Raw genomic sequence first — 21428 nt, 5'->3', positions numbered from 1 at the left:
CTAACTATGAGTTCATGGAAAATCTTTCAAGGCAATCATGAAAAACGCTCAAGGGATAAGATTACTTGGCCAGAAATCCCACCTTGGCGAAGCTTCGCCACCAACAAATCCGAGGAGCGGGGAAAACAACTCATAGTTAACGATAAAACCATCGAAACCGTAAACGCAGCCATTCACCTACGCCGGCCGATTTTAGTCACAGGGAAACCGGGTACAGGGAAAACCTCCCTAGCCTACGCAATCGCCTACGAATTAGACTTAGGAGAAGTATTAGTCTGGCCAATTAATACCCGCACCACCCTACAAGAGGGATTATACTACTACGACGCGATCGCACGTTTGCAAGATTACCAATTAGAAGAAAAAAAAGACATAGGGCAGTATATCCGCTTGGGTCCCTTGGGGACAGCCCTCTGTCCGAGAAATTATCCCCGGGTACTGCTTATCGATGAGATAGATAAAAGTGACATCGACCTACCCAACGACCTCTTAAACCTTTTTGAAGAGGGAAGATTTGAAATCACCGAACTTTCCCGACTCGCTAAAGATACCAAAAACCAACCAATACCAGTACAAACCCATGACGGTGAATGGGAATCCATCCCCCAAGGTAAGGTAAGCTGCCAACAGTTCCCCATAGTGATTATGACGAGCAACGGCGAGAGGGATTTTCCCCTACCCTTTAAACGTAGATGTCTGCTCTTAGAAATTCCCGACCCCACCCCAGAGGAACTAAAAAAGATAGTAAAAAGCCATTTTGATTATAAAGAAGCCAGTCCCGAAAGTAAAAAAATAGAAGACGCGATCGCAGAATATGTTAAAAAACGAGAAAAAGGGGAACTAGCAACAGACCAGCTTTTAAACGCCGTCTTTTTGAGCATGGGCGAAAATAAACCCACAGGTGCAGAATTAAAGTCCCTTACCGACCTACTATTTACCTATCTCACCGACACAGGCAATACATGACCCAAACCCTTCCCACACCAGAACTGATTGATAAATTTATCACCTTTGTCAAGGGCAGGGGATGGGACCTAGACAGTTACCAGATAGCTGATAGTTTATGGTGGTATGTTCTCACCCAAGAAGAGGAAGGAAAACCCCAAACCCCTACAGAGCCTAGGGAAGAAAAGGAAGAAACCCCTCCCGCTAAAAACCCCCCCCAGGAGAGTAAAAACGAAACCCAAGAGCCAGCAGCCCCATCCGATGAAGTTCCCTTAATACGGGAGACAGAGGCACAAAAACAGCCGGAGAAGATAGGCGCAGACACCCTACCCATTAGCCTCCCCAGTGCCAAATTCTGGCGAGAAACCCTAAAATTAGGGCGAGCAGTGCGTCCCCTCATCCAAAAGATAGACTCAGCCACCCAAAGACAAATAAACCTAAACAGCACCGTACAGAAATCGGCCGAGTATAGCATCGGCAAGAAAGATGGCAGTTTAGCCCTAATACCCGTTTACCAAGCCAAAAAAGTCCGTTCCCTAGAGGTAGTTTTACTGATTGAAGAATGGGCCTCCATGGTCTTTTGGAAAGAAATGGCCGGGGAAATCCGCGATTGGCTAGAACAAATCGGGGCCTTTCGGGATGTCAAACTCTACCGCATCGGATGGGACGAAGACAGGCAAAATTTAGCCATCCGTACCTACTCTAACGATACTTGCTCAATTCACCCAAAAGATCTCATCCATCCTCGCGGCGAAAGACTTCTCCTCTTCTACAGCGATTGTACTTCCCCAGACTGGTATCAAGGACGCTATAACCAAGCTCTTCAGGACTGGGGAAAACACCAAATCGTCACCCTGCTTTCTCCCTTCCCGGAAGCAATGTGGGAAAGAACCGCCCTTAGTCGAGGTTGGTTCGTCTCCCTAGTCAACCAAACCCCCCGGAAACCTTCACAAAACTGGAGATTTACCTCTATCCCCCTCCTACTACAAATTGAGAAGGAAGAGGAAAATCAACATATTCTCAGAGAAACAATCCAAAAAACCTACTTTCCCCTACCCACCATCTCCCTAACCCCTTCATCCTTAAAAGCTTGGGCGCTCGTTGTCAGTGGTGACAGCAACGCCACCTGTGCGGGGGTACTACTAGAAAAATCCCCCCAAAACAGAGAAATACCCGCAACTATTTCTCCGGAGATGTCTAGGAAACAAGCTCTAGAACTATTCGCTAGTACCGCCTCACCTCTAGCTTGGGAATTACTGAAAAAATTAGCCGCAGCCCCGGTAAATCTTCCCATCATCCGTCTTATCCAAAGCCAACTTTTAAGCGCCTCTAACCCCCTAAACATAGCAGAAGTCATCCTTAGCGGTTTTCTCAAAGTCTATCTAGGAGGGGAACCAGTGAAGTGGGACAAAGGAGGTAAATTTAACTTTCATACTCCCCCCAACAGCCTAGATTTTGAATTTGATGATGAGGACAGAGAGCTTCTGCTCACTGAACTAGGGAATAGCCGCGCCTTAGAAGTAATTTTTGTCCTCTCGGAATACATCGCCCAAAAACTTAACCTGAGTACCACCACCTTTTTTGGTCTTATTCTTACCAATCCCCAAGTTCTCCTCGGCAAAGAAGCAGCTAATCTAGTCCGCGCCTTTGCCAAGGTATCTGCTAAGGTTTTCCAAAAGCTAGGGGAAGCAAAGTACCAAGAAATTAGCCAAAAGCTGCAATCTATGGTTGACTCACCTCCACCCCTACCGGTTGAGGAAAAGTGGCTGAGGAAATATAAAACCGTAACCATAGCTAAGGTAAAAGAGCTTACGGGAGGAGAGGAAATATTGTTTCAACTGCTCAAGCATAGACTTAAGGATTTCAGCGTAGAAGATGGGGAACTGTATCAGCGTCTTCGTTTAACCCCTGAGCAGCTTAAAATTTTGGCAAGCGAAGAAATAACCGCCGAGACAATGCCAGTCCAGTTTAGGGAAGTCTTGGATAACACAGAAGAAGAAATCATCACCGAGAAATTTAACCTAACCCTGTTCAAGTCTGAAACCGTCTTTGTGGATGAGACGGGACAAATTACCGCCAAAGAACCCGTGAGAGCCTTCTACTTTGAAGAAAATCCCCCCAGCTTAAAAATGCTCTATATTCCTTCGGGGGAGTTTTGGATGGGAACCGAAGCGGAGGAAATAGCGCGGCTAGTGAAAAAATGCAATGGGCATTGGTTCGAAGCAGAATCCCCGAGACATTTAGTAAAAATCGCCCCGTTTTACCTAAGTCAAACTCCGATTACCCAAGCTCAATGGTTATATATTGCCCAAAGGGAAGATTTAAAAGTAGAGCGAGATTTAAACCCAGAGCCATCATATTTTAAAGGCAGCACAAACCCCGTTGAAGAGGTATCTTGGTTAGATGCCATAGAATTTTGCCAAAGGCTCTCTAAAATGACCAAGAAACAGTATCGGCTACCCAGTGAGGCGGAATGGGAGTATGCTTGTCGTGCTGGAACCACCACTCCCTTCCACTTCGGAGCAACCCTCACCTCAAATTTAGCTAACTACGATGCTACGCAACGCTTTGCTGAGGAACCAGCAGGAGAATATAGCCAGCAAACCACCCCCGTGGGGCAATTTCCCCCCAATGGTTTTGGTTTGTATGATATGCACGGCAATGTCTGGGAGTGGTGTCAGGATGACTTCCGGGAAAATTATCAAGGCGCACCTAATGATGGTAGTCCTCGGCGAGAAAAGAGCAAAAAAAAGCAAAATCAGGCAAAAAAAGCTCTGCGGGGCGGTTCTTGTTACGACGATACAGATTACTGCCGTTCCGCTTTCCGCCGCAACAGCCTCCGCCGCAACCTCAGCTTCAACGGTTTTCGGGTGGTGTGCGGTGCTGGGAGGACTTTGTAGCCCTTTTTCTCTTTTTTCCCTTTTTTCCCTTTTTCTCTTTTTCGATTTTTTTCAACAAATGTACTAGATGAGGTTGGCTGATCAGTAGCTGGTTATAATTAAATTGAAGACGGGTTTTAGGTTTTCCCCTTATCAAGGTAGGGTTGATTCATGAATCAACCCTACAATCAAACCTACAATCAACCCTACAATCAAACCTAGAATCAAACCTAGAATCAAACCTAGAATCAACCCTACAATCAAACCTAGAATCAAACCTATCAACCCTACAATCAACCCTATCAACCCTACAATCAACCCTACAATCAATTAATCCTAGGATTCATCATGTACCAAATCACTCTTTCCCTACCCGATGAAACCGCTCTCGCTTTACATCTCACCCCAGAACAACTAGGACAGGAAATCTCTCTTCTTGCTGCCATTAAACTTTATGAATTGGGAAAACTTTCCTCTGGCACTGCTGCCAACTTAGCAGGTATTCCGCGAGTTGTTTTTCTTTCTAAACTTGCAGACTATGGAGTTGATACCTTCCGACTCAAGGAAGCAGAATTAATCGAGGATCTGGCTAATGCCTAACGTCATTGCCGATACATCACCGATTCAATACCTCTATCAGACTAACTTACTTGACTTACTACCGAACTTTTACGGACAGATAATTATTCCTTTTTCAGTAGCTCAAGAGTTAGCCGTTGGAAAAGCTTCTGGAATCTCTTTACCTGATATAACCTCCTTAAGTTGGATAATTATTCAACAAGCAAAATCAGTTTCTCTTTTACCCCTTGTCACTGATTTAGGAAAAGGAGAAAAAGAAGTATTAGCTTTAGCAATAGAAATTACCGATTCTCTCGCTTTACTTGATGATAGTTTGGCGAGACGATATGCAAATTTATTAGGAATAAAACTCACTGGCACAATGGGAATATTATTAAAGGCTAAACAAAATGGTTATCTACACCGTATTGAGCCAATTCTTAATCAACTAGAATTGCTGAAGTTTCGCTTAGATGCCACTACTCGTACTTCTGTGTTAAAATTAGCTGGTGAAGGATAGAGTATAAAATCAATTTTTAATTTAATTATAATCACTTACTTAGAGCTTGCTGAAAAAGTACGGGCGAAGCATTCGGATAGAAAATCTACGGTTTCACCGATAGGTTATGCCCGAATGCTTCGCCCCTACGGGACGCGGGCCGATACAGAACACTAAAACCCTTACCTCGTCTATATTTCATATTTATTCAGCCAACCCTACTTATGCCTACAATAATCATCCAAAAGACCCAAAAACGTCTTTTAATCTATAGAGAAAAACTCACCGATGACCTAGAAATAGAATTAGTCAAAATACCATCGGGAACCTTTACAATGGGTTCTTCAGAACAAGAAAGTGGTAATACAAGTGAAAAGCCGCAACACAACGTCACCCTGAAAAACTTCTTGATGGGTATCTACCCCATTACCCAAGCTCAATGGTTATATATTGCCCAAAGAGAAGATTTAAAAGTAGAGCAAGATTTAAACCCAGAGCCATCGGAGTTTAAAGGCAGCACAAACCCCGTTGAAAGGGTATCTTGGTTAGATGCCGTCGAATTTTGCCAAAGGCTATCTAAATTAAGTAAAAGAAAATATAGGCTACCAACGGAAGCTGAGTGGGAGTACGCTTGTCGAGCGCAAACCAAACCCTTAAATCTCCACAAAGGAGAAACCTACCCCCCCTATCACTTTGGGGAAATTCTTACCCCAGATTTAGCCAACTATAATGACAATCTCGGAAAAACCACCCCTGTTGGGCAATTCTACGCCAACGACTTTGGTTTATATGATATGCACGGAAATGTCTGGGAGTGGTGTCAAGATGATTGGCGCGAAAACTATGAGGAGATAAAAAAGAGCAAAAAACAGCAAAATCAGGCAGATAAAGCTCTGCGGAGCGGTTCTTGGTACAGCCATCCTTATCTCTGCCGTTCTGCTTACCGCAGCAGCCTCATCAGCCGCGACCGCTTCCTCGAAAAATGCTACGGTTTTCGGGTGGTGTGCGGTGCTGGGAGGACTTTGTAACCCTTTTTCTTGCATGAGTAGAAAAAGGGTTTCTCGGAGAAACCCTTTTTCTGTGGGTTACTCAACGGATTTAGGATAAATTGCTTGTTGAGACGAGACAAGAGGCAACAGTAAAGGGATTGGGGGAAGTTCAACTAATCTAAGAATAAGCGGTTTAAATGCGTCTTAGTTTACATCAACAGCTGCTCATGGCTCTCCTATTCTTTGTGTGATCAGCTTAACTTACATAGGACTGATCGATCTTTGTGTCCTCTGTGTCTCTGTGGTTCCTTCCACTCGCTCGCCAGCAGGACTGTATCAGCTAAAGTGGTAGAATTTGGCCAACGATTCAATTCCCCAGTGGAGAAAGTGCGATCGCATTGATGGTCTTAACTCCCTTGGGATTCGGTTCACGCATGGTAGTAACCGGAGATGTCACCCAAACCGATTTACCGCAACCACAGGAATCGGGGTTAATTGCCGCTCAAAAAATCCTAAAATCAGTAGAAGGGATCGCTTTTTCTTACCTATCGCGGGCCGATGTGGTACGTCATCCCTTAGTACAAAAAATCGTCTCAGCCTAGGAACAGCACGAAAAATAACAGATTATGGATATTAAAAATGGTTTCGTCGATGCGGTGGGTAATACTCCCCTAATTCGTCTCAATAGTTTTAGCGAGGAAACTGGCTGCGAGATTCTCGGTAAGGCCGAATTTCTTAACCCCGGTGGTTCGGTCAAGGATCGCGCCGCTTTATATATTATTCAAGAAGCGGAAAAAGCTGGGACTCTCCAACCGGGGGGAACCGTTGTCGAAGGAACCGCCGGCAATACTGGCATCGGTTTGGCCCATATCTGCAATGCTAAAGGTTATAAATGCCTGATTATCATTCCCGATACCCAATCCCAAGAGAAAATCGACCTCTTAAGAACCCTTGGCGCAGAAGTGCGTACTGTTCCCGCCGTTCCCTACCGAGATGCCAATAATTACGTTAAATTATCGGGGAGATTGGCCAGTGAGATGGAAAATGCTATCTGGGCCAATCAATTCGATAATCTGGCTAATCGTCGCGCTCACTACGAAACCACTGGCCGGGAAATCTGGGAACAAACCGACGGTAAAATTGATGCTTGGGTGGCTGCCACGGGAACCGGGGGAACCTACGCGGGGGTGGCGATGTTTTTAAAAGACCAAAATCCCCAGGTGCGTTGTGTGGTGGCGGATCCGATGGGTAGCGGTTTATATAGTTATGTGAAAACCGGGACAATTACCCTGGAAGGTAGTTCAATTACTGAAGGGATTGGTAATAGTCGTATTACGGCTAATATGGAAGGCGCACCCATAGATGATGCCATTCAAATTGATGATCCCACTGCCATCAAAGTTGTTTATCAACTATTACAAAAAGATGGTTTATTTATGGGGGGTTCTGTGGGTATTAATGTCGGTGCTGCCGTGGCTTTGGCTAAACAAATGGGACCGGGCCACACCATAGTTACTGTTCTTTGTGATGGTGGGTCCCGTTATCAATCTCGTTTATATAATCCTCAATGGTTGGCTGAGAAAGGATTGGCTTAAATTCTTGTTAGGGTTAAGTCATCTGTCAGCTAGATTAAGGTGATGAACCCGGAATTTTACAGGAAAATCAGAAATTATCGGCTCATAAATTAGTGGAGATCATGGTAGCGGTAGGGCAACAATTAGAGAAGGCAGCAGGGGAAAATGAGGCGCAATGTTTGGCAAGCACTTGAGACAAGATAGACAATAATACTGATAACTATCATTATTAGGAGAATCATCAGATGTCAGTTACTATTGAACAAGACCTCAAAGAAATTTTAGGTTCAATTAATCAGAAGTTAGATAATCTGCAAAAAGATGTTATGGATATTAAAATAGTACAGGCGAGATTAGAGGAAAAAGTCGATAGTTTAGAAAAAGATATTGAAGGAGTAAAAGAAGATACAAAAGAATTAAAAGGCTCTCAGAAAGCCCAGATTTGGACGTTAATCGGCATCTTGGGAACAGCTTTAATAGGAACAGTTATTCGCTATATTATTCTCCCTTTTCCTCAATCATAATTAAGACAATGAATTTGGAAACGCCTTCTGCAACAGTTATTCCTCAAATTGCAGAAAATCACTGTAAGGGCGAAGCATTTGGGCATAACCTATCGCTGAAATCCTAGATTTTTTATCCGAATGCTTCGCCCCTACCCATCAATTTCCCATCTACCACGCACCACGCCACCACGCCCAACCTACAACCTAACCTACGGCTGATTGAGCAGAATCAGGCAGTTTAGGTGATGGCACGTTTTTAGGCAGATGAATTGCATCATTCAACCTTTATTTTATCTCAGAGAATAAAGAGCTTAGGTTGGGTTGAACGATAGTGAAACCCAACACTTTTAAATAATTGGGTTGGGTTTCGTTCCTCAAACCAGCCTACTTATTGCTAAATTTGTTGGTGTAATTTCGGGTGTGGCTGTGACAGAAAACTATCAGAAAAAGGTTTTTCTGGCTTTTCCCCACGCTCGGCACAAAAAGCTAAGTAATCTTCCACTGAATCAGCAAAAGCTTGCTGCAATTCCGCTACACTCTCTCCCTGAAAAGTGATAACATCTCGGACGTTGGCCACCTCACCGTGAAAGATACCCGCCTCGTCATCAAAAAAAACTACTGCTTCGTAACCTTTACAATTCATTCTAAGCGATAATTGTTTACTGTTCACTGCTAAAGGGTAATTCCGAGAAATCTATCTCACCTATTTGATCGATTACCCAGAGAGGATAGCAGTCATAATCTGCCATTAACTTAATTTTTTAAATTATTATCATTGGGGCAATGGTGGCAATAGAGACTGCAATTGTTCTAGCAAAGGAGAAAGTCTTACTGTAATAATATTCCAGACAATTTCTGGTTGAACCTGATCGTACTGATGGCTAATAATATTTCTGAGGCCAATAATTCCCCTCCAATCAATTTTGGTGTGTTTTTGTTGAAAAGTCTCAGGAATTCTACGGGCTGCTTCTCCTAAAATTTCTAATTATCTTTCCACAGCACTTTGTAACAAAAGACTCTTGGAATATTCTTCCAAAGAAACATCTTGAATAAATTCTTGGATATTAGTAATAGCTTCGACCATATCCCAAAGATATCCAGCCTCACGACTGTTCATGACGATAAATTAGCTGATGAGTTTTTAAAATTTCGTAACGACGATAGGGGTTTTTCAGTCCCTCTTGATTAACCAAGTCAACTTTGCGTCCGAATATCTCCTCTAATTCTTCTTTCATCTGAACAATATCAAACAAATCCCAGCCATGATTGGGAGCAAACTTATAAAGAACATCAATATCACTATCAACTCGAAAGTCTTCCCTTAATACTGAACCAAATAAAGACATTTCAAGAATTTTCCAATGTTGACAAAAATTAGTAATTTTGCTTAAGATAACTTGAGCTTGTTTTTTCTTAAAACCAGAATTTAACAAGATTTTTTCGGCCTTGTTGGTGGTTATTTTAACAACCTTCGCTGTAATAGCTTGTTTCATTGGTGAGCAAAATCCCCCAAATTATCCTTGACAAAACACTTGAGATCCTTAAGGTTACAGTAACCCGCCATGTAAAGTCGGCTGGTAGGCTACACCAACATTAACACACCCTAGGAGATCGGCGCTCACTTTTTCGTCCGTAGTCTGATCGTAGGTTAGGCCAAACGATAGTGAAACCCAACATTTTTAAATCATTGGGTTGGGTTTCGTTCCTCAACCCAACCCACGGCTTTTTAACAACCGATAACTGTTTCATTTTTCATTGTCCTTAACAAAATTTAACACTACCTCAATTTTTTCAAAAAAATCGAGCCGCCCTTAGGCGGGAAAAAGAGAAAAAAGTAAAAAAGGGTAAAAAGGGTAAAAAGGGTAAAAAGGGAAAAAAGAGAATAAGGGTTACAGAGTCCTCCCAGCACCGCACACCACCCGAAAACCGAGGCTGTTGCCGTCGTCGCGGCGGTTGAAGTTGACGCGGTAAGCAGAACGGCAGGAATTTGGATTGAGGTACCAAGAACCGCCCCGCACTATTTGATAATCATTATCATTTGTCAGCCAAGCACTGCCATCCTTTGGCGCTCCGATATAGTTATCGTGCCAATCGTCTTCGCACCACTCCCAAACATTGCCACTCATGTCATGGAGTCCCCAAGCATTGGGCTTTTTCTGACCCACAGGATGAGTTTTATCCTGAGAATTTCCTTTATACCAAGCGTAATCTCCTAACTGACTAGCATCATCACCGAAATAATAGCGAGTAGTTGTCCCCGCACGACAAGCATATTCCCATTCCGCTTCTGTGGGGAGGCGATAGGTTTTTCCTGTTATTTGACTCAATTTTTGACAAAAGGCTTGAGCATCGTTCCAGTTAACATTTTCTACTGGATTTTGGGGATTATTTTTAAACCAATTTTTAAACCGAGAGGGATTGGTTCCCATTACCGCTTGATATTGTGCCTGAGTCACTGGATATTTCCCAATCGCAAAACTGTTTACTTGAACTTGGTGTGGAGGCTTTTCGTTCTGGTAAGCATCGGGATCGCTGTCAGGAGATCCCATGAGAAATTGACCTGCTGGTAAGCTCACCATCTCCAGTGTTATTCCCTTGGGTAGGTTTTCGGTAAATAGAGTTAGCTTTGCCGGGGGAGGTGGTGGCGAAGAGGGCGGTGATGGCGATACTTTAGGTGACGGTGTAGGTGTTACAGTAGCGATAGGTAACTGTGTAGATGTCACAGTGGGGACGCACACCACCCGAAAACCGGTGAAGTAGTAGTAGTCGAAGACGCGGCGGTAGAAGTTGTAGCGGTAAGCGGAACGGTAGAGATAAGGAAGGTTGCACCAAGAACCGCCCCGCAATATTTGATAATCATTATCATTTGTCAGCCAAGCACTGCCATCCTTTGGCGCTCCGATATAGTTATTGTGCCAATCGTCTTCGCACCACTCCCAAACATTGCCACTCATGTCATAGAGTCCCCAAGCATTGGGCTTTTTCTGGCCCACAGGATGAGTTTTAGCCTGAGAATTTTCTATATACCAAGCATAATCTCCTAGCTGATTAGCATCATCACCGAAATAATAGCGAGTAGTAGTCCCCGCACGACAAGCATATTCCCATTCCGCTTCCGTCGGTAGGCGATAGGTTTTCCCGGTTATTTGACTCAATTTCCGACAAAAGGCTTGAGCATCGTTCCAGCTAACATTTTCTACTGGATTTTGGGGATTATTTTTAAACCAATTTTTAAACCAAGAGGGATTTTTTCCCATTACCGCTTGATATTGTGCCTGAGTCACTGGATATTTCCCAATCGCAAAACTGTTGACTTTAACTTGGTGTTGAGGCTTTTCAAAATCCCTAGCATCGGGATCGCTGTCAGGAGATCCCATGAGAAATTGACCTGCTGGTAAGCTCACCATCTCCAGTGTTATTCCCTTGGGTAGGTTTTCGGTAAAGTTTGTCAGTGGAGTTGGCGCTACTTTAGGTAACGGTGTAGATGTCACAGTAGCGATACTGTTCCCCGGAAAAATATCAAGATTTAAATTACTAAATCGCTCACACCAATAACACTTTCCGTAACTGCGGTTGTAGTAATGATTATCAACTTTGCCACAGCGTATAACCTCATTTAATGCAGCTTCCAAAGTACCACGCCATTCCTTAGCCGTCGGTCGTCTGTCGGGGAATTTATGTCCCTCATTGAAACAGCGCAAAAATAAGGCGTGTAAGTCGGGATGTAAAATATTTAATGGTATGGTAGTATTACTAGGTACAAGCAATTTATCCCCAGAAAAAGGCCATAGTCCCCGTCGAATTAGTTCCGACTGTTCCAGGGAATCCCCTCCTCCTTGCCACAATCCCCGAAACGGCGGCCCGCTAAATAGTAGATAATAAATAACAACTCCTAATCGAAAGCGATCATGAACTTCTGTTTGATCTACATCTGCTATATTCACTCCGATTAATTCCGCCGGTGTAAATCCTTCTGAACCAACTAAACACCGATATATTTTACCGCTATAGGGATCTGATACTTGAAATGAATCTGTGTCAATAATTGTAGGTAACGCCCGATTATTTACTAAGATATTTTCTAGCTTGATGTCTCCCAAAACATAACCTTTAAGGTGAATTGCTTGGATAATAGCGGCTATATTCCGCGCTACTACATGAAGAAAATACCAATTAGTTTCTAACTTGTATTGTTTTCTCAATTTGGGGGTACAAAGCTTTAATAATGTTTCTGAACCCACCACTTCTGGCATTAAAAAACCAGCGACTTTTCCCTGGTTATCTTCTAAGATAGAATAGGGCCAAGCGAAGGAAATATGGTTAAGATGAGCATTAGGATCCCCAGGCCGATTTCTCACCATTAACTGTAATTTATCAACCCTTTCATTATGGGGATTGTGGTAGATTTTCGCTAAGTACCCATTAAAGTTAGTGTGCCATACTTTCGCTTCGCCACTGTCGGCCATTTCTTGCGTCAGGGTAATCAAGCGATTCTGTAGTTGACAGCGATAAGTTAAAGACATCAAAAAATCTCCGAGTATTTATGCTGTTCAGTCCCATCGTAGTTGGGTTGAACAATAGTGAAACCCAACATTTTTTAATAATTGAGTTGGGTTTCGTTCCTCAACCCAACCTACAGATACTTTCATTATGGGGATTGTGGTAGATTTTCGCTAAGTACCCATTAAAGTTAGTGTGCCATACTTTCGCTTCGCCACTGTTGGCCAATTCTTGCGTCAGGGTAATCAGACGATTTTGTAGTTGACAGCGATAAGTTAAAGACATCAAAAAATCTCCGAGTATTTATGCTGTTCAGTCCCATCGTAGGTTGGGTTGAACGATAGTGAAACCCAACATTTTTTAATAATTAAGTTGGGTTTCGTTCCTCAACCCAACCTACAGATTACTTTTGATAGATTTTTTGCTCACGATTGTTTGGGGTAGATGTAATCAAATCAGGTTCATTGTTTTTTACTGCTGCTGCTGTTCCATCACTTCCCGCAAGATGTAGTTAATTTGTGTCTCATATCCTTTCCCTTGAGCTTTTAACCATTCTAATATATCTTGATCTAGTTGGATGGTTAATTGCTGCTTTGATGTCGAAAAAGATACTGTTTCTTGGGTAAAGAATTCATCACCTAATGGCGGAATATCAGAATAATCGATATTCTCATCCGTCATCGCATCAATTCTCTTCAAGTCGCTTTTGATAGATTTTTTGCTCACGATTGTTTGCCTTTCTCATTGAGATTATACGAGTTTTATTAGAGCGAGGGGTATGGACGATTAAGACAACTCGACCTTTCAATTTGCCAAGCGTAATATATCTTATCTCACCATAAACGAAACGGCTATCCTCGAAGGTAACACATTTACCACCAAAAACTAGCGGTGCATCCTCAAAACTCAGTCCGTGCTTCTCTAAGTTAGCGTCGCTCTTGTCTTGATCCCATTCGTACTTCATTGTTTGAGGTAGATTCGTTAATATTAGCTTCCAAGGTAGTGCCTTAGTCCCATCGTAGGTTGGGTTGAACGATAGTGAAACCCAACATTTTTTAATAATTGAGTTGGGTTTCGTCAAATCAATTCCTGTAAAATAGCTTCGATTTGTCCTTTTAGAGGAGGAATGTCATTTTTAACAATATCCCAAATAATCTCTAGATTGATACGAAAATATTCATGAATAGTTAAGTTTCTTAGATCGCTGGCATCTCGCCAAGGAACTTCGGGATATCTTGCTTTAAATTCTTGAGAAGTTGCTCTAGCTGCTTCACCAATAATTTGTAAATGATAGACAATCCAAGTTTGAATTAATTCTTGTTGTTCAAACAGGGTTTTTCCCTGTCGAGCATACTTTTCTAAACGCTCAATTGCTTCTAAAATATCCCGCAAGCGTTCGCTATCATCTCTCATAGTGGTATTGCTTCTTTAAGTACCCGCTCTCTGATTCTATCTTTAAGTCCCTGTTCGGTAACAATATCAACTTTGCAGCCTAACAAAGCTTCGAGTTCTCGAATTAACGGCAAAGGAAACCAGGGACTCCGACGTTCGCTACAATAATCAATTAATAAATCAATATCGCTTTTTTCGTCAGCTTCTCCCCGTGCGACAGAACCAAAGATTCGCACGTTATTTGCGCCGTGTTTAGCCGCAATAGCAATAATTTTTTCTCGTTTGTTTTTGAGTAATTCGTCAATTTTCATGATTTACTTAGTCCATAGTCTTATCGTAGGTTGGGTTGAACCAGAGCCAGAAACCGGGTTTGTCAAACAAACCCGGTTTCTGAACAAAAAGCTAGGAGTAAGGTTTTATCATCGGTTGTTAACTTATTTAAATCCTCCCGCTCTAAAAATTCTTTGAGGTCTTCTTGCAATGGCGTTTCTGTCTGTTGTAAATATTCCTCTAATGGCTGAAAAAAAGGCGGAAAAGGCTGCCAATTTTTATAATCGATCGATACCTTTTCCACTCCATCCGTCGCCACACAAATAAAGGCAACTGGCTCAGTTAAAATTTTTATTTGCATCTCCTCCAAAGCATTACTAGAAATAACAAAAGTGGTTTCATTGATGTATTCCCCCTTGTCAGGCTGAAACAATAACTGATAATTTCCTCCCAGAGGTTTGAACACAATAAAACCGTCTCCTATCTGCATCGCCGCCAATCGTTTTGAAGTAACCAAAACAACCAGTAAAGTTGTCGCCAGATCATTAATGTCTAACTGTTCTTTTTCGGCTTCTTCTTGGAGAATTTGCTGAACATAAGCCAACAGTCGCCGGAATATTTTCTTTAATTCCGCTTCAGTTCCAGTGGCAGCTAATGCTGTTTTTTTGAGATTTTCCTCTAAAAATTGCAGTGATGCTTTAACTGTTATTTTCGCCCCTAAATCCGAATATTTGGCACTACCGGCCCCATCGGCCACGGCTCCAATCAAAACATCCTGACCCAATAATTTATAAGCACCGTAATCTTGACAGGGTAATCCCGTTTGGACGTGAAAACTACCGACCACTGACTGACATAATGTTCTCCACATAATTAACTGTCCTCTAGGTGGTAATTTGTCCCCAATTCACTGGTGGTAAATCGATCGCTTCTCCAATTTTACCACCAGAAACTCGTTTCATTGAGTTACTTAACCACTGAAATAAATCCCGAAAATCTAACCCATTGAGTAACACGGGGGGATTATTAGAAATCTGTTTGAGCTTCTCCATATCAGCACCCTGAACACCTACAGAAAAAAATAAAACCCGATTTTCTGCTTCGGCTTGTTTTACCCGTTGCGCCGCCAGATTCCATTGATCCGTAGGCGCACCATCAGTAATTAAAAATATCCAGGGGCGATAATATTGGATACCATGATTTCTATAAATCGCTTTACGATCTTCGATTAAATCTAAGGCCAATTCAATCGCTTGTCCCATGGGGGTTAAGTCTCCTGCGCTTAAAGTAGGTGGCGTAAATTGGTCAATCCCGACAAAATCTTGCACGGTTTTAACCCCTCCCTTACCAAAGGTAACAATGGCGGTTTCTACGCTCAACGTCGCTTGCATATCCCGCATCACGTCCTCCTGAAAGGTTTTGATGCCATCATTGAGAGCCTTAATCGGTTCTCCCTGCATTGAACCAGAGGTATCTAGTAGTAGTACCACAGGACAGCGATTTTCCTGGTTTTCGACAAATTCAGCCACACCAATCGGCATTTTTTGCAAGCCTCCTAATTTTTTGAACTGGGGGAACTATGGGAGTTTTAGCAATTGGGATTATCTACTTTTTGTCCTATTATATTATCTCTGCCAGTCCCATCAGAAAAGATAGCTTTCCCTTAAGCAGGCAGGTGTTAAAAGTTGTCAGACACCCCCCTTATTAAGGGGGGATTAAGGGGGGCAGGGGGGATCGAACCCAAAATATATCTTCAATTTAATTATAACCAGCTACTTAAGCTGAACGCAGGATTTGATTTTTGACTATTAGTCGCAGGGTTTGTTGTAATTCCTCGCGACTGTGAATTTCCTCCAGACGGTGAACCGGAACACCTTGATCGAAGAGAATTAAAGTAGGCAGACTACGCAGACGAAAACTATTAGCCAATTTAAAATTATCATCGGCATTGACACCGACTAATTGAATCGCATCTTGACAGTCATTTTGCCAAGAAAAGAGGGTGGGTTGGATTAAACGACACAAACCACACCAAGGAGCCCAAAAATACACGAGGACCGGACGAGAAGACTCTAAAACTAGCTTAGGGAAGCTCTTTTCGTTGACAGATAGCATCATGTCTAAACCGATTTTATGAAAACTTAATTTTGATATAGAAACCATCTTACACCAGTCGGGATCAATAAGAAAGGGGTTGGGAGCAAAATCACCAATAAATTTTACTTGTTGCTTGCATTAGCCAAGGATGCCCCCACCAGAGGAGTAGAATAAACCCTGTTACTCCTAGATAGGCAGGACGAAGGAATTCTTGCCATTTTAGGCTTTGCCGACCATCGATAATCGCTAAAAAGGGGACCACCGAGGTGCGTTCTTTGATCTTTAAAAATGCCTCTCCGTAACGGTCTTCTAAGCGGCGATCGCCATGCCAAACGGCAAAAAGATGATGAGCAATTAAACCCAGGGAAGTTAATAGGGTAAAGCTTGTCCCTAACCAGAGGGTGTGAGCAATACACCAGATCACCTGTCCTACCATCTGGGGATGACGGGTAACGCGCAGGATGCCGGTTTCGTAGAGATGAACCTGGGGTTTTTGGATAGCGGCGATCTCCAGCAGGTTAAAGGTGGCAGGATAGAGAAAGAAAAAAGAAATGGCCGAAAGTACCCAAACTAGGGTTTTAACTCCGGTTACTCCCTGTACTTGCCAGAGAAGCAAACCATCATAACGATGATTGAAGAAATAAACTACTAAAATCACGGCTAGAGGGATACTCACAAGGGCAAATAATACCCGATACAGTCGCGCACCGATGATAGCTTCTCCCCGCATTCGTAAACTGGCTAATCCGCTATGGGCGACGGCAAAACCCAGTAATAAACCTAACATGACCCAATGACTAGCGAATGCCACTTTTACTCTCTTGATTGACTAAATTTTTCTCTGAACTCTATTTTAAAGATTGATGGTTAATTTTCAGCCCCTTTTTTTTGTGTTGCCAGTATCGGGGATTCGGGGCAAAATAAAACTATGCTTCCCCAAAGCCTCTCCCAAGAATATACCCAGGGAACTATCTAATTTTGCAACTTTTTAGGTAATATGTCTTATCCCCAAAAGCGATTTGTGATGGTCTGTCAGCATTCTTCCTGTTTGGTACAGGGTGCGTCCGAGCTTCTTTTAGCTTGGCAAACGGCAGCTCTCCCAGAAGATGTCATCGTTATGACCAGTGGTTGTCAAGGACAGTGTAGCACTAGCCCCACGGTGAGGATTATTCCTGAAGAAACTTGGTACTGTCGTGTTAAACCAGAGGATGTCAATCAGATTGTCGAGGAACATTTAAAAAACGGTCAACCAGTCGAGCGTTTACTCCATCCACGCATTCACGCTCAATGGCAGTAAACTTGATCGTCAATTTTTAAGTGATGCTTCACAATAGTCTTTTTGCTCGTAGGTTAACCGCTTTGAGTGCCTGTGATTTCAGCTTAGTCTATATAAGACTTCGAGATAGCGGGTGCTAGATGGTGATTTTGTCCTTGCGTTTCCCAAAGATGGGCGTACTATGAAAGTAGGGAAAAAAAAGATAATTTTAGCGATCAATTCACAATGACTAGGGATCTCTGTAGGATTTTATTGATAGAGGATGAGCCGACAACTGTTAAATTAATCCAGAGATTGCTGTTAAAGGCCCCCCAATGTTCCTTGGCCGGGGGGTTGACTTTTACCCTCACCCAAGCTCAGGATCTAGAGGAAACTGCCGAAAAACTGGCAGGGGAGAAATTTGATATCATCCTCTTAAGCTTGGAAATCTCTGTCCCCCCCGGTTTAAATATTCTAGTCAAAACCAGAGAATTAGCCTCTGATATACCGATAGTGGTTCAAACTACTAGCAATGATGAGAAATTAGTCGTTAAAGCCTTTCAACTAGGTGCTGACGGTTATATTCAGTTAAATAATATCGATAGTAGTCTTTTAGTCTATCAAATTCGTGTGGCGATCGAGCGTCAGCAATATATCCTCAATCTTAAACATCAACAACAGGAAGATGAATTTCGCGAACTGGAACAGTTAATCAAGGGAGGACAAACTAGCATCACGGCGAAAATGTTCGGTTCTGAGGCAATCAGGCAGAGTATCCCCGATATTTTTCAAGAATTAGTCGAAAATTACGGAGAGTTATTAGATTTAGCTTTAGAAGAACAAGCATACAAAGTCGAACATAATCTATCGGAACGACTGCGAAGCTTGGCCGATAAGCTAGGATTCTTAAAAGCTAGTCCTCGCGATGTGGTGGATATTCATACCACCACCCTACGCCAAAAAAATCAGGATGTCACCCTGGCCAAAGCGCAGGCCTACGTTAGCGAAGGTCGTCTCATGGTCTTGGAATTGATGGGTTATCTCGTCTCTTTCTATCGTAAATACTATATCGGTCTCAGCAACATTAAACTGTTCAATAACACGCAATCATGAGTCAATATCTTCTCAAACTCTACATTATGGGCGATTCAAGTAAATCCCAGAGGGCGATCGCCAATATTTTTCGTATCTGTCGCGAGGAGTTATCCGGTCTTTATACGGTAGAAATAATTGATGTTCTCGAACAGCCGCAATTAGCGGAACAGGATAAAATTCTCGTAACTCCTACTTTAGTCAAACAACTTCCCCCACCCCTACAAAGAATTATCGGCGATATGTCCAATACTCAAAAGGTTCTCCTCGGTTTGGATGTTATTCCCAAAGACTCCCATCTCAATTAGGATTCACCTAAGAATTCTTCTGGTTAGGTTTTTCCTCGCTCCTAAGCTCTAATCTTAATTTTATCTCAAATGTCGGGGTGAAGACCCTCGCTTTTAACGAGATGAAACTCCAACCAATATAAAACAGCGAAGCACGACTTAAATCTTGACAATCTCTGCTGTATAAGTTAGCCTATAAATAGTTGTTTGAGGTCGATAAACAATGATTATCCTAAGTTTCAGAAAAATAATCGTTCAAATGTTTATTATGTCCAATTCTGTCTAAGCGTTAATATTCGGGAATAGGCAAAACCGCTAGAACCGAATAAAAAATGTGTAGGATTGGATGTAGGTTTAAAAGTTTTCTACGCTAATAGTGATTATGTTTAAAAATTGGTCTTTCGACGATTGGATGAATCATATCCTTTTTCTGGCTACAATTATGGCTTTGCTGACGATTTGGTTGGGTAGATAAATAAAAACATTTTTCTTTCCTCGCTTTACCAAAAATTTGGGTTTAAGGTTCCCCGTCCATTTTATGGCAGGGAGTGTCAAAATAAGAAACAAAACCCTCAGCGATCGATATGACTGACTCAATCCCAAAAATTTGTATTCTCGGTGGTGGTTTTGGTGGACTCTATACTGCTCTACGTTTGAGTCAATTGCCTTGGACCGATCAACACCCCCCCCAAATTACCTTAATTGATAAAAGCGATCGCTTTTTATTTTCTCCCCTTCTCTACGAATTAGTCACCTCAGAACTACAATCTTGGGAAATTGCTCCCCCTTTCAGCGAATTGCTCGCCAATACCCCCGTTAACTTCCAACAGGGAACCGTCACGGCGATCAATGTTAATAATCATAAAATAACCCTTGACAATCAAAACGATATATGCTATGACCGCCTCGTGATCGCCCTCGGTGGTCAATCTTCCCTTGAATTCCTACCCGGGGCCAAAACCCACGCTATCCCCTTTCGTAGTCTAGAGGATGCCTATCGTCTTCAGGATCGACTCAAAACCCTAGAACAATCCGATCGCGATAAAATTCGGGTCGCCATTATCGGGGGCGGTTATAGCGGCGTAGAATTAGCCTGTAAGCTGGCCGATCGCCTCGGAGAAAGGGGAAGAATTCGTCTGATCGAAAGAAATAGCGATATACTTGGCCCTTCAACCCAATTTAACCGCGACACCGCCAAAAAAGCCCTAGAAAAACGTCTAGTTTGGTTAGACCTAGAAACCACCGTCGCCGACATCCAAGCTGATCGCCTCTCCCTTGACTACAAAGGACAGATCGACAATATCCCCGTTGATCTAATTCTCTGGACCGTTAGTCCGATCGCCTCTCCACTGCTCGCTAATTTGCCCCTAGCACATAATGAGCGCAAATTACTAAAAGTTAATCAATATTTACAAACTGTCGAAAACCCCAGCATCTACGCGATCGGCGATGCGGCCGATAGTCGCGATCAAGAGGATAAACCCTATGCTGCCACGGCTCAGGTCGCCCTTCAACAGTCCGACTACTGCGCTTGGAATATTTGGGCGAGTTTTCACGATAAACCGGCTTTACCCTTCCGTTATCAACCTTTAGGCGAAATGTTGACCCTCGGAGTCGATGAGGCTACGATTAGCGGTTTAGGACTAGAATTAGCCGGTCCCCTTGCCCATCTTACCCGTCGCTTAGTCTATCTCTACCGACTGCCCACCCTTAACCATCAAATCGCGGTAGCATTTAACTGGATTGCCCAACCGCTTCTATCCCTCATCTCTGAGTAGCGAGTTCAGATATTCCTCCACTAACAAACTATCTCGATCGGTCAATTCCTGACCATCGAGACGGTTTAACAGCATTACTGCACCAAATAACCGATTATTAACCCTAATTGGCACAGCTAAAGCCGTTTTTATCCCCAAAGCGACCGCTATATCCTGACGGATGCGATTATCTCCGAGAGTTTGTCCCACCACCACCGGACAACTCCCCTGGTAAACCACCGTACACAATCCCGACGTGGCAATATCACCCCTTTTGCCCACAATTGCCCCAGTGTTTTTACCCGCACCCGCGCGATAATAAATACTATCACCGTCAAATTCGGCAATGATAACCGTTTCTGTTGGAATTAAACCTAAAATTTCTTCAGCAATGCGATCGAGATTAGTTAATTTTTCCATAATGGTTTAGGGGTTGAGGAAATGGGGTGTTATAATCAAAAAAAGGTAATGATTCGGTAGTAGTGGCGTAGCTCTCTTGCTTACCTGGTATAAATTGTGTAAAATATTTATTAATAAAAATAATCGGAACCCGATCAGTCTTTAAACCTCTAGCTTGATTATGACTTTTCTGATAAATATCTTTTTCTGGCTCCTGTCTGGCTTACTGAAATATCAGTCTAGCACCGAACAAAGTGCCCCCCTAGTTCACCTCTATTCCCCTGTCAAGCGTTGTGGTTCTCACCATAGGGCTCTTCTGGTTTTCGTGTGTTAATTTTTGTTATGAATTAAAGCCAGCAAACAGCTTAAGTCGAAGATGTTCAAAATTGGTAAATCCATAACTCATTCTTTTAATAAGCTTTATTTTGG

At 42.7% G+C, this 21428-nt stretch carries 27 protein-coding genes and 1 pseudogene; 12 read left to right on the top strand and 16 right to left on the bottom strand.

All coding sequences use genetic code 11. From position 1 onward, the window contains the following. Positions 1–6 precede the first annotated feature (6 nt). The 8 genes and pseudogenes from IM509_RS01480 to IM509_RS01445 all read left to right on the top strand — a co-directional run bounded on the left by IM509_RS01480 (position 7) and on the right by IM509_RS01445 (position 7968). Positions 7–966, top strand: coding sequence for an AAA family ATPase (locus IM509_RS01480; protein ID WP_185238087.1), 960 nt, complete (start codon positions 7–9; stop codon positions 964–966). Next, positions 963–3845, top strand: coding sequence for a formylglycine-generating enzyme family protein (locus IM509_RS01475; protein ID WP_185238086.1), 2883 nt, complete (start codon positions 963–965; stop codon positions 3843–3845). The genes IM509_RS01480 and IM509_RS01475 overlap by 4 nt, the downstream gene beginning before the upstream one ends. Before the next feature lie 327 nt (positions 3846–4172). Beyond that, a complete protein-coding gene (locus IM509_RS01470) occupies positions 4173–4424 on the top strand; it encodes a UPF0175 family protein (protein WP_002769612.1) in 252 nt (83 codons plus the stop codon). Then, entirely contained in the window at positions 4417–4902 is a 486-nt protein-coding gene (locus tag IM509_RS01465) for a PIN domain-containing protein (RefSeq protein ID WP_002757194.1), read from the top strand. Before IM509_RS01470 ends, IM509_RS01465 begins: the two co-directional genes overlap by 8 nt. Before the next feature lie 203 nt (positions 4903–5105). Next, complete coding sequence (locus IM509_RS01460; RefSeq protein ID WP_185238085.1) at positions 5106–5909, top strand: formylglycine-generating enzyme family protein; 804 nt, start codon at positions 5106–5108, stop codon at positions 5907–5909. Between the two features lie 362 nt (positions 5910–6271). After that, a pseudogene (locus tag IM509_RS01455) lies at positions 6272–6472 on the top strand (PhoH family protein); the annotation flags it as partial. 24 nt (positions 6473–6496) lie between these two features. Next, positions 6497–7465: a cysteine synthase A gene (locus tag IM509_RS01450; RefSeq protein ID WP_002755861.1), complete on the top strand. Its 969-nt coding sequence runs from the start codon at positions 6497–6499 to the stop codon at positions 7463–7465. A 224-nt stretch (positions 7466–7689) separates the two neighbouring features. After that, positions 7690–7968, top strand: a complete 279-nt coding sequence (locus IM509_RS01445) for a hemolysin XhlA family protein (protein ID WP_004162819.1) — start codon at positions 7690–7692, stop codon at positions 7966–7968. Between the two features lie 376 nt (positions 7969–8344). Here the strand turns inward: IM509_RS01445 and IM509_RS01440 are convergent, their stop codons facing one another. The 15 genes from IM509_RS01440 to IM509_RS01375 all read right to left on the bottom strand — a co-directional run bounded on the left by IM509_RS01440 (position 8345) and on the right by IM509_RS01375 (position 17020). Next, positions 8345–8593: a type II toxin-antitoxin system HicB family antitoxin gene (locus tag IM509_RS01440; protein WP_002795687.1), complete on the bottom strand. Its 249-nt coding sequence runs from the start codon at positions 8591–8593 to the stop codon at positions 8345–8347. A gap of 16 nt (positions 8594–8609) precedes the next feature. After that, positions 8610–8699: an immunity protein CdiI family protein gene (locus tag IM509_RS24270; RefSeq protein ID WP_502865693.1), complete on the bottom strand. Its 90-nt coding sequence runs from the start codon at positions 8697–8699 to the stop codon at positions 8610–8612. Between the two features lie 23 nt (positions 8700–8722). Next, on the bottom strand, positions 8723–8929 hold the full coding sequence (locus IM509_RS01435; RefSeq protein ID WP_272079423.1) for a HepT-like ribonuclease domain-containing protein: 207 nt from the start codon (positions 8927–8929) through the stop codon (positions 8723–8725). Positions 8930–8935: 6 nt separating this feature from the next. Then, on the bottom strand, positions 8936–9067 hold the full coding sequence (locus tag IM509_RS01430) for a ribonuclease HepT family protein (protein WP_255520617.1): 132 nt from the start codon (positions 9065–9067) through the stop codon (positions 8936–8938). After that, complete coding sequence (locus tag IM509_RS01425; protein WP_002795690.1) at positions 9054–9443, bottom strand: nucleotidyltransferase family protein; 390 nt, start codon at positions 9441–9443, stop codon at positions 9054–9056. Before IM509_RS01425 ends, IM509_RS01430 begins: the two co-directional genes overlap by 14 nt. Before the next feature lie 396 nt (positions 9444–9839). Beyond that, the gene (locus IM509_RS01420; RefSeq protein ID WP_272079421.1) at positions 9840–12473 is read right to left on the bottom strand and encodes an SUMF1/EgtB/PvdO family nonheme iron enzyme; all 2634 of its coding nucleotides are present in this window, start codon (positions 12471–12473) and stop codon (positions 9840–9842) included. Between the two features lie 100 nt (positions 12474–12573). Further along, positions 12574–12735, bottom strand: a complete 162-nt coding sequence (locus IM509_RS01415; protein WP_158499339.1) for a hypothetical protein — start codon at positions 12733–12735, stop codon at positions 12574–12576. Between the two features lie 186 nt (positions 12736–12921). After that, positions 12922–13131: a BrnA antitoxin family protein gene (locus tag IM509_RS01410; RefSeq protein WP_081417880.1), complete on the bottom strand. Its 210-nt coding sequence runs from the start codon at positions 13129–13131 to the stop codon at positions 12922–12924. Between the two features lie 4 nt (positions 13132–13135). Further along, positions 13136–13414 carry a BrnT family toxin gene (locus tag IM509_RS01405; RefSeq protein ID WP_002772034.1) on the bottom strand — a complete coding sequence of 93 codons (279 nt, stop codon included), beginning with the start codon at positions 13412–13414 and terminating at the stop codon, positions 13136–13138. Positions 13415–13527: 113 nt separating this feature from the next. Beyond that, positions 13528–13863, bottom strand: coding sequence for a HepT-like ribonuclease domain-containing protein (locus IM509_RS01400; protein WP_052276537.1), 336 nt, complete (start codon positions 13861–13863; stop codon positions 13528–13530). After that, positions 13860–14153: a nucleotidyltransferase family protein gene (locus IM509_RS01395; protein WP_002770523.1), complete on the bottom strand. Its 294-nt coding sequence runs from the start codon at positions 14151–14153 to the stop codon at positions 13860–13862. The genes IM509_RS01400 and IM509_RS01395 overlap by 4 nt, the downstream gene beginning before the upstream one ends. A 62-nt stretch (positions 14154–14215) precedes the next feature. Continuing rightward, a complete protein-coding gene (locus IM509_RS01390; protein ID WP_185238082.1) occupies positions 14216–14983 on the bottom strand; it encodes a PP2C family serine/threonine-protein phosphatase in 768 nt (255 codons plus the stop codon). Positions 14984–14996: 13 nt separating this feature from the next. Beyond that, positions 14997–15653, bottom strand: coding sequence for a vWA domain-containing protein (locus tag IM509_RS01385; protein ID WP_185238081.1), 657 nt, complete (start codon positions 15651–15653; stop codon positions 14997–14999). 235 nt (positions 15654–15888) lie between these two features. Further along, positions 15889–16230 (bottom strand): thioredoxin family protein, encoded by a 342-nt coding sequence (locus IM509_RS01380; RefSeq protein WP_052278442.1) that lies wholly within the window; start codon positions 16228–16230, stop codon positions 15889–15891. 88 nt (positions 16231–16318) lie between these two features. After that, entirely contained in the window at positions 16319–17020 is a 702-nt protein-coding gene (locus IM509_RS01375; protein ID WP_128575193.1) for an NnrU family protein, read from the bottom strand. 186 nt (positions 17021–17206) lie between these two features. On the opposite strand from IM509_RS01375, the gene IM509_RS01370 reads away from it, so the two are divergent. From IM509_RS01370 to IM509_RS01350, 4 genes are all read left to right on the top strand, one after another. Continuing rightward, positions 17207–17506 carry a (2Fe-2S) ferredoxin domain-containing protein gene (locus IM509_RS01370; protein WP_002786792.1) on the top strand — a complete coding sequence of 100 codons (300 nt, stop codon included), beginning with the start codon at positions 17207–17209 and terminating at the stop codon, positions 17504–17506. Positions 17507–17710: 204 nt separating this feature from the next. Then, entirely contained in the window at positions 17711–18577 is an 867-nt protein-coding gene (locus IM509_RS01365; RefSeq protein ID WP_052276540.1) for a response regulator, read from the top strand. Continuing rightward, positions 18574–18864, top strand: coding sequence for a circadian clock KaiB family protein (locus IM509_RS01360; RefSeq protein WP_002772019.1), 291 nt, complete (start codon positions 18574–18576; stop codon positions 18862–18864). Before IM509_RS01365 ends, IM509_RS01360 begins: the two co-directional genes overlap by 4 nt. Before the next feature lie 563 nt (positions 18865–19427). Next, on the top strand, positions 19428–20621 hold the full coding sequence (locus IM509_RS01350; protein WP_052276541.1) for an NAD(P)/FAD-dependent oxidoreductase: 1194 nt from the start codon (positions 19428–19430) through the stop codon (positions 20619–20621). On the opposite strand, the gene IM509_RS01345 is transcribed toward IM509_RS01350, so the two are convergent. Next, positions 20601–21020 (bottom strand): GAF domain-containing protein, encoded by a 420-nt coding sequence (locus tag IM509_RS01345; RefSeq protein ID WP_052276542.1) that lies wholly within the window; start codon positions 21018–21020, stop codon positions 20601–20603. The two genes, IM509_RS01350 and IM509_RS01345, sit on opposite strands and share 21 nt — an antisense overlap. Between the last annotated feature and the right edge of the window lie 408 nt (positions 21021–21428).

This window comes from Microcystis sp. M31BS1 (assembly GCF_020245285.1).
Taxonomy (GTDB): Bacteria; Cyanobacteriota; Cyanobacteriia; order Cyanobacteriales; family Microcystaceae; genus Microcystis; species Microcystis panniformis.
The sequence above is the reverse complement of the archived record's forward strand: the minus strand, read 5'-3'. Positions and strand labels throughout refer to the sequence as shown.

What these genes read in the sequence shown, in the direction of transcription:
- IM509_RS01480 (WP_185238087.1), top strand. Translation starts at nt 7, where the DNA reads ATGAGTTCATGGAAAATCTTTCAAGGCAATCATGAAAAACGCTCAAGG.
- IM509_RS01475 (WP_185238086.1), top strand. Translation starts at nt 963, where the DNA reads ATGACCCAAACCCTTCCCACACCAGAACTGATTGATAAATTTATCACC.
- IM509_RS01470 (WP_002769612.1), top strand. Translation starts at nt 4,173, where the DNA reads ATGTACCAAATCACTCTTTCCCTACCCGATGAAACCGCTCTCGCTTTA.
- IM509_RS01465 (WP_002757194.1), top strand. Translation starts at nt 4,417, where the DNA reads ATGCCTAACGTCATTGCCGATACATCACCGATTCAATACCTCTATCAG.
- IM509_RS01460 (WP_185238085.1), top strand. Translation starts at nt 5,106, where the DNA reads ATGCCTACAATAATCATCCAAAAGACCCAAAAACGTCTTTTAATCTAT.
- IM509_RS01450 (WP_002755861.1), top strand. Translation starts at nt 6,497, where the DNA reads ATGGATATTAAAAATGGTTTCGTCGATGCGGTGGGTAATACTCCCCTA.
- IM509_RS01445 (WP_004162819.1), top strand. Translation starts at nt 7,690, where the DNA reads ATGTCAGTTACTATTGAACAAGACCTCAAAGAAATTTTAGGTTCAATT.
- IM509_RS01440 (WP_002795687.1), bottom strand. Translation starts at nt 8,593, where the DNA reads ATGAATTGTAAAGGTTACGAAGCAGTAGTTTTTTTTGATGACGAGGCG.
- IM509_RS24270 (WP_502865693.1), bottom strand. Translation starts at nt 8,699, where the DNA reads ATGGCAGATTATGACTGCTATCCTCTCTGGGTAATCGATCAAATAGGT.
- IM509_RS01430 (WP_255520617.1), bottom strand. Translation starts at nt 9,067, where the DNA reads ATGAACAGTCGTGAGGCTGGATATCTTTGGGATATGGTCGAAGCTATT.
- IM509_RS01425 (WP_002795690.1), bottom strand. Translation starts at nt 9,443, where the DNA reads ATGAAACAAGCTATTACAGCGAAGGTTGTTAAAATAACCACCAACAAG.
- IM509_RS01420 (WP_272079421.1), bottom strand. Translation starts at nt 12,473, where the DNA reads ATGTCTTTAACTTATCGCTGTCAACTACAGAATCGCTTGATTACCCTG.
- IM509_RS01415 (WP_158499339.1), bottom strand. Translation starts at nt 12,735, where the DNA reads ATGTCTTTAACTTATCGCTGTCAACTACAAAATCGTCTGATTACCCTG.
- IM509_RS01410 (WP_081417880.1), bottom strand. Translation starts at nt 13,131, where the DNA reads ATGACGGATGAGAATATCGATTATTCTGATATTCCGCCATTAGGTGAT.
- IM509_RS01405 (WP_002772034.1), bottom strand. Translation starts at nt 13,414, where the DNA reads ATGAAGTACGAATGGGATCAAGACAAGAGCGACGCTAACTTAGAGAAG.
- IM509_RS01400 (WP_052276537.1), bottom strand. Translation starts at nt 13,863, where the DNA reads ATGAGAGATGATAGCGAACGCTTGCGGGATATTTTAGAAGCAATTGAG.
- IM509_RS01395 (WP_002770523.1), bottom strand. Translation starts at nt 14,153, where the DNA reads ATGAAAATTGACGAATTACTCAAAAACAAACGAGAAAAAATTATTGCT.
- IM509_RS01390 (WP_185238082.1), bottom strand. Translation starts at nt 14,983, where the DNA reads ATGTGGAGAACATTATGTCAGTCAGTGGTCGGTAGTTTTCACGTCCAA.
- IM509_RS01385 (WP_185238081.1), bottom strand. Translation starts at nt 15,653, where the DNA reads ATGCCGATTGGTGTGGCTGAATTTGTCGAAAACCAGGAAAATCGCTGT.
- IM509_RS01380 (WP_052278442.1), bottom strand. Translation starts at nt 16,230, where the DNA reads ATGATGCTATCTGTCAACGAAAAGAGCTTCCCTAAGCTAGTTTTAGAG.
- IM509_RS01370 (WP_002786792.1), top strand. Translation starts at nt 17,207, where the DNA reads ATGTCTTATCCCCAAAAGCGATTTGTGATGGTCTGTCAGCATTCTTCC.
- IM509_RS01365 (WP_052276540.1), top strand. Translation starts at nt 17,711, where the DNA reads ATGACTAGGGATCTCTGTAGGATTTTATTGATAGAGGATGAGCCGACA.
- IM509_RS01360 (WP_002772019.1), top strand. Translation starts at nt 18,574, where the DNA reads ATGAGTCAATATCTTCTCAAACTCTACATTATGGGCGATTCAAGTAAA.
- IM509_RS01350 (WP_052276541.1), top strand. Translation starts at nt 19,428, where the DNA reads ATGACTGACTCAATCCCAAAAATTTGTATTCTCGGTGGTGGTTTTGGT.
- IM509_RS01345 (WP_052276542.1), bottom strand. Translation starts at nt 21,020, where the DNA reads ATGGAAAAATTAACTAATCTCGATCGCATTGCTGAAGAAATTTTAGGT.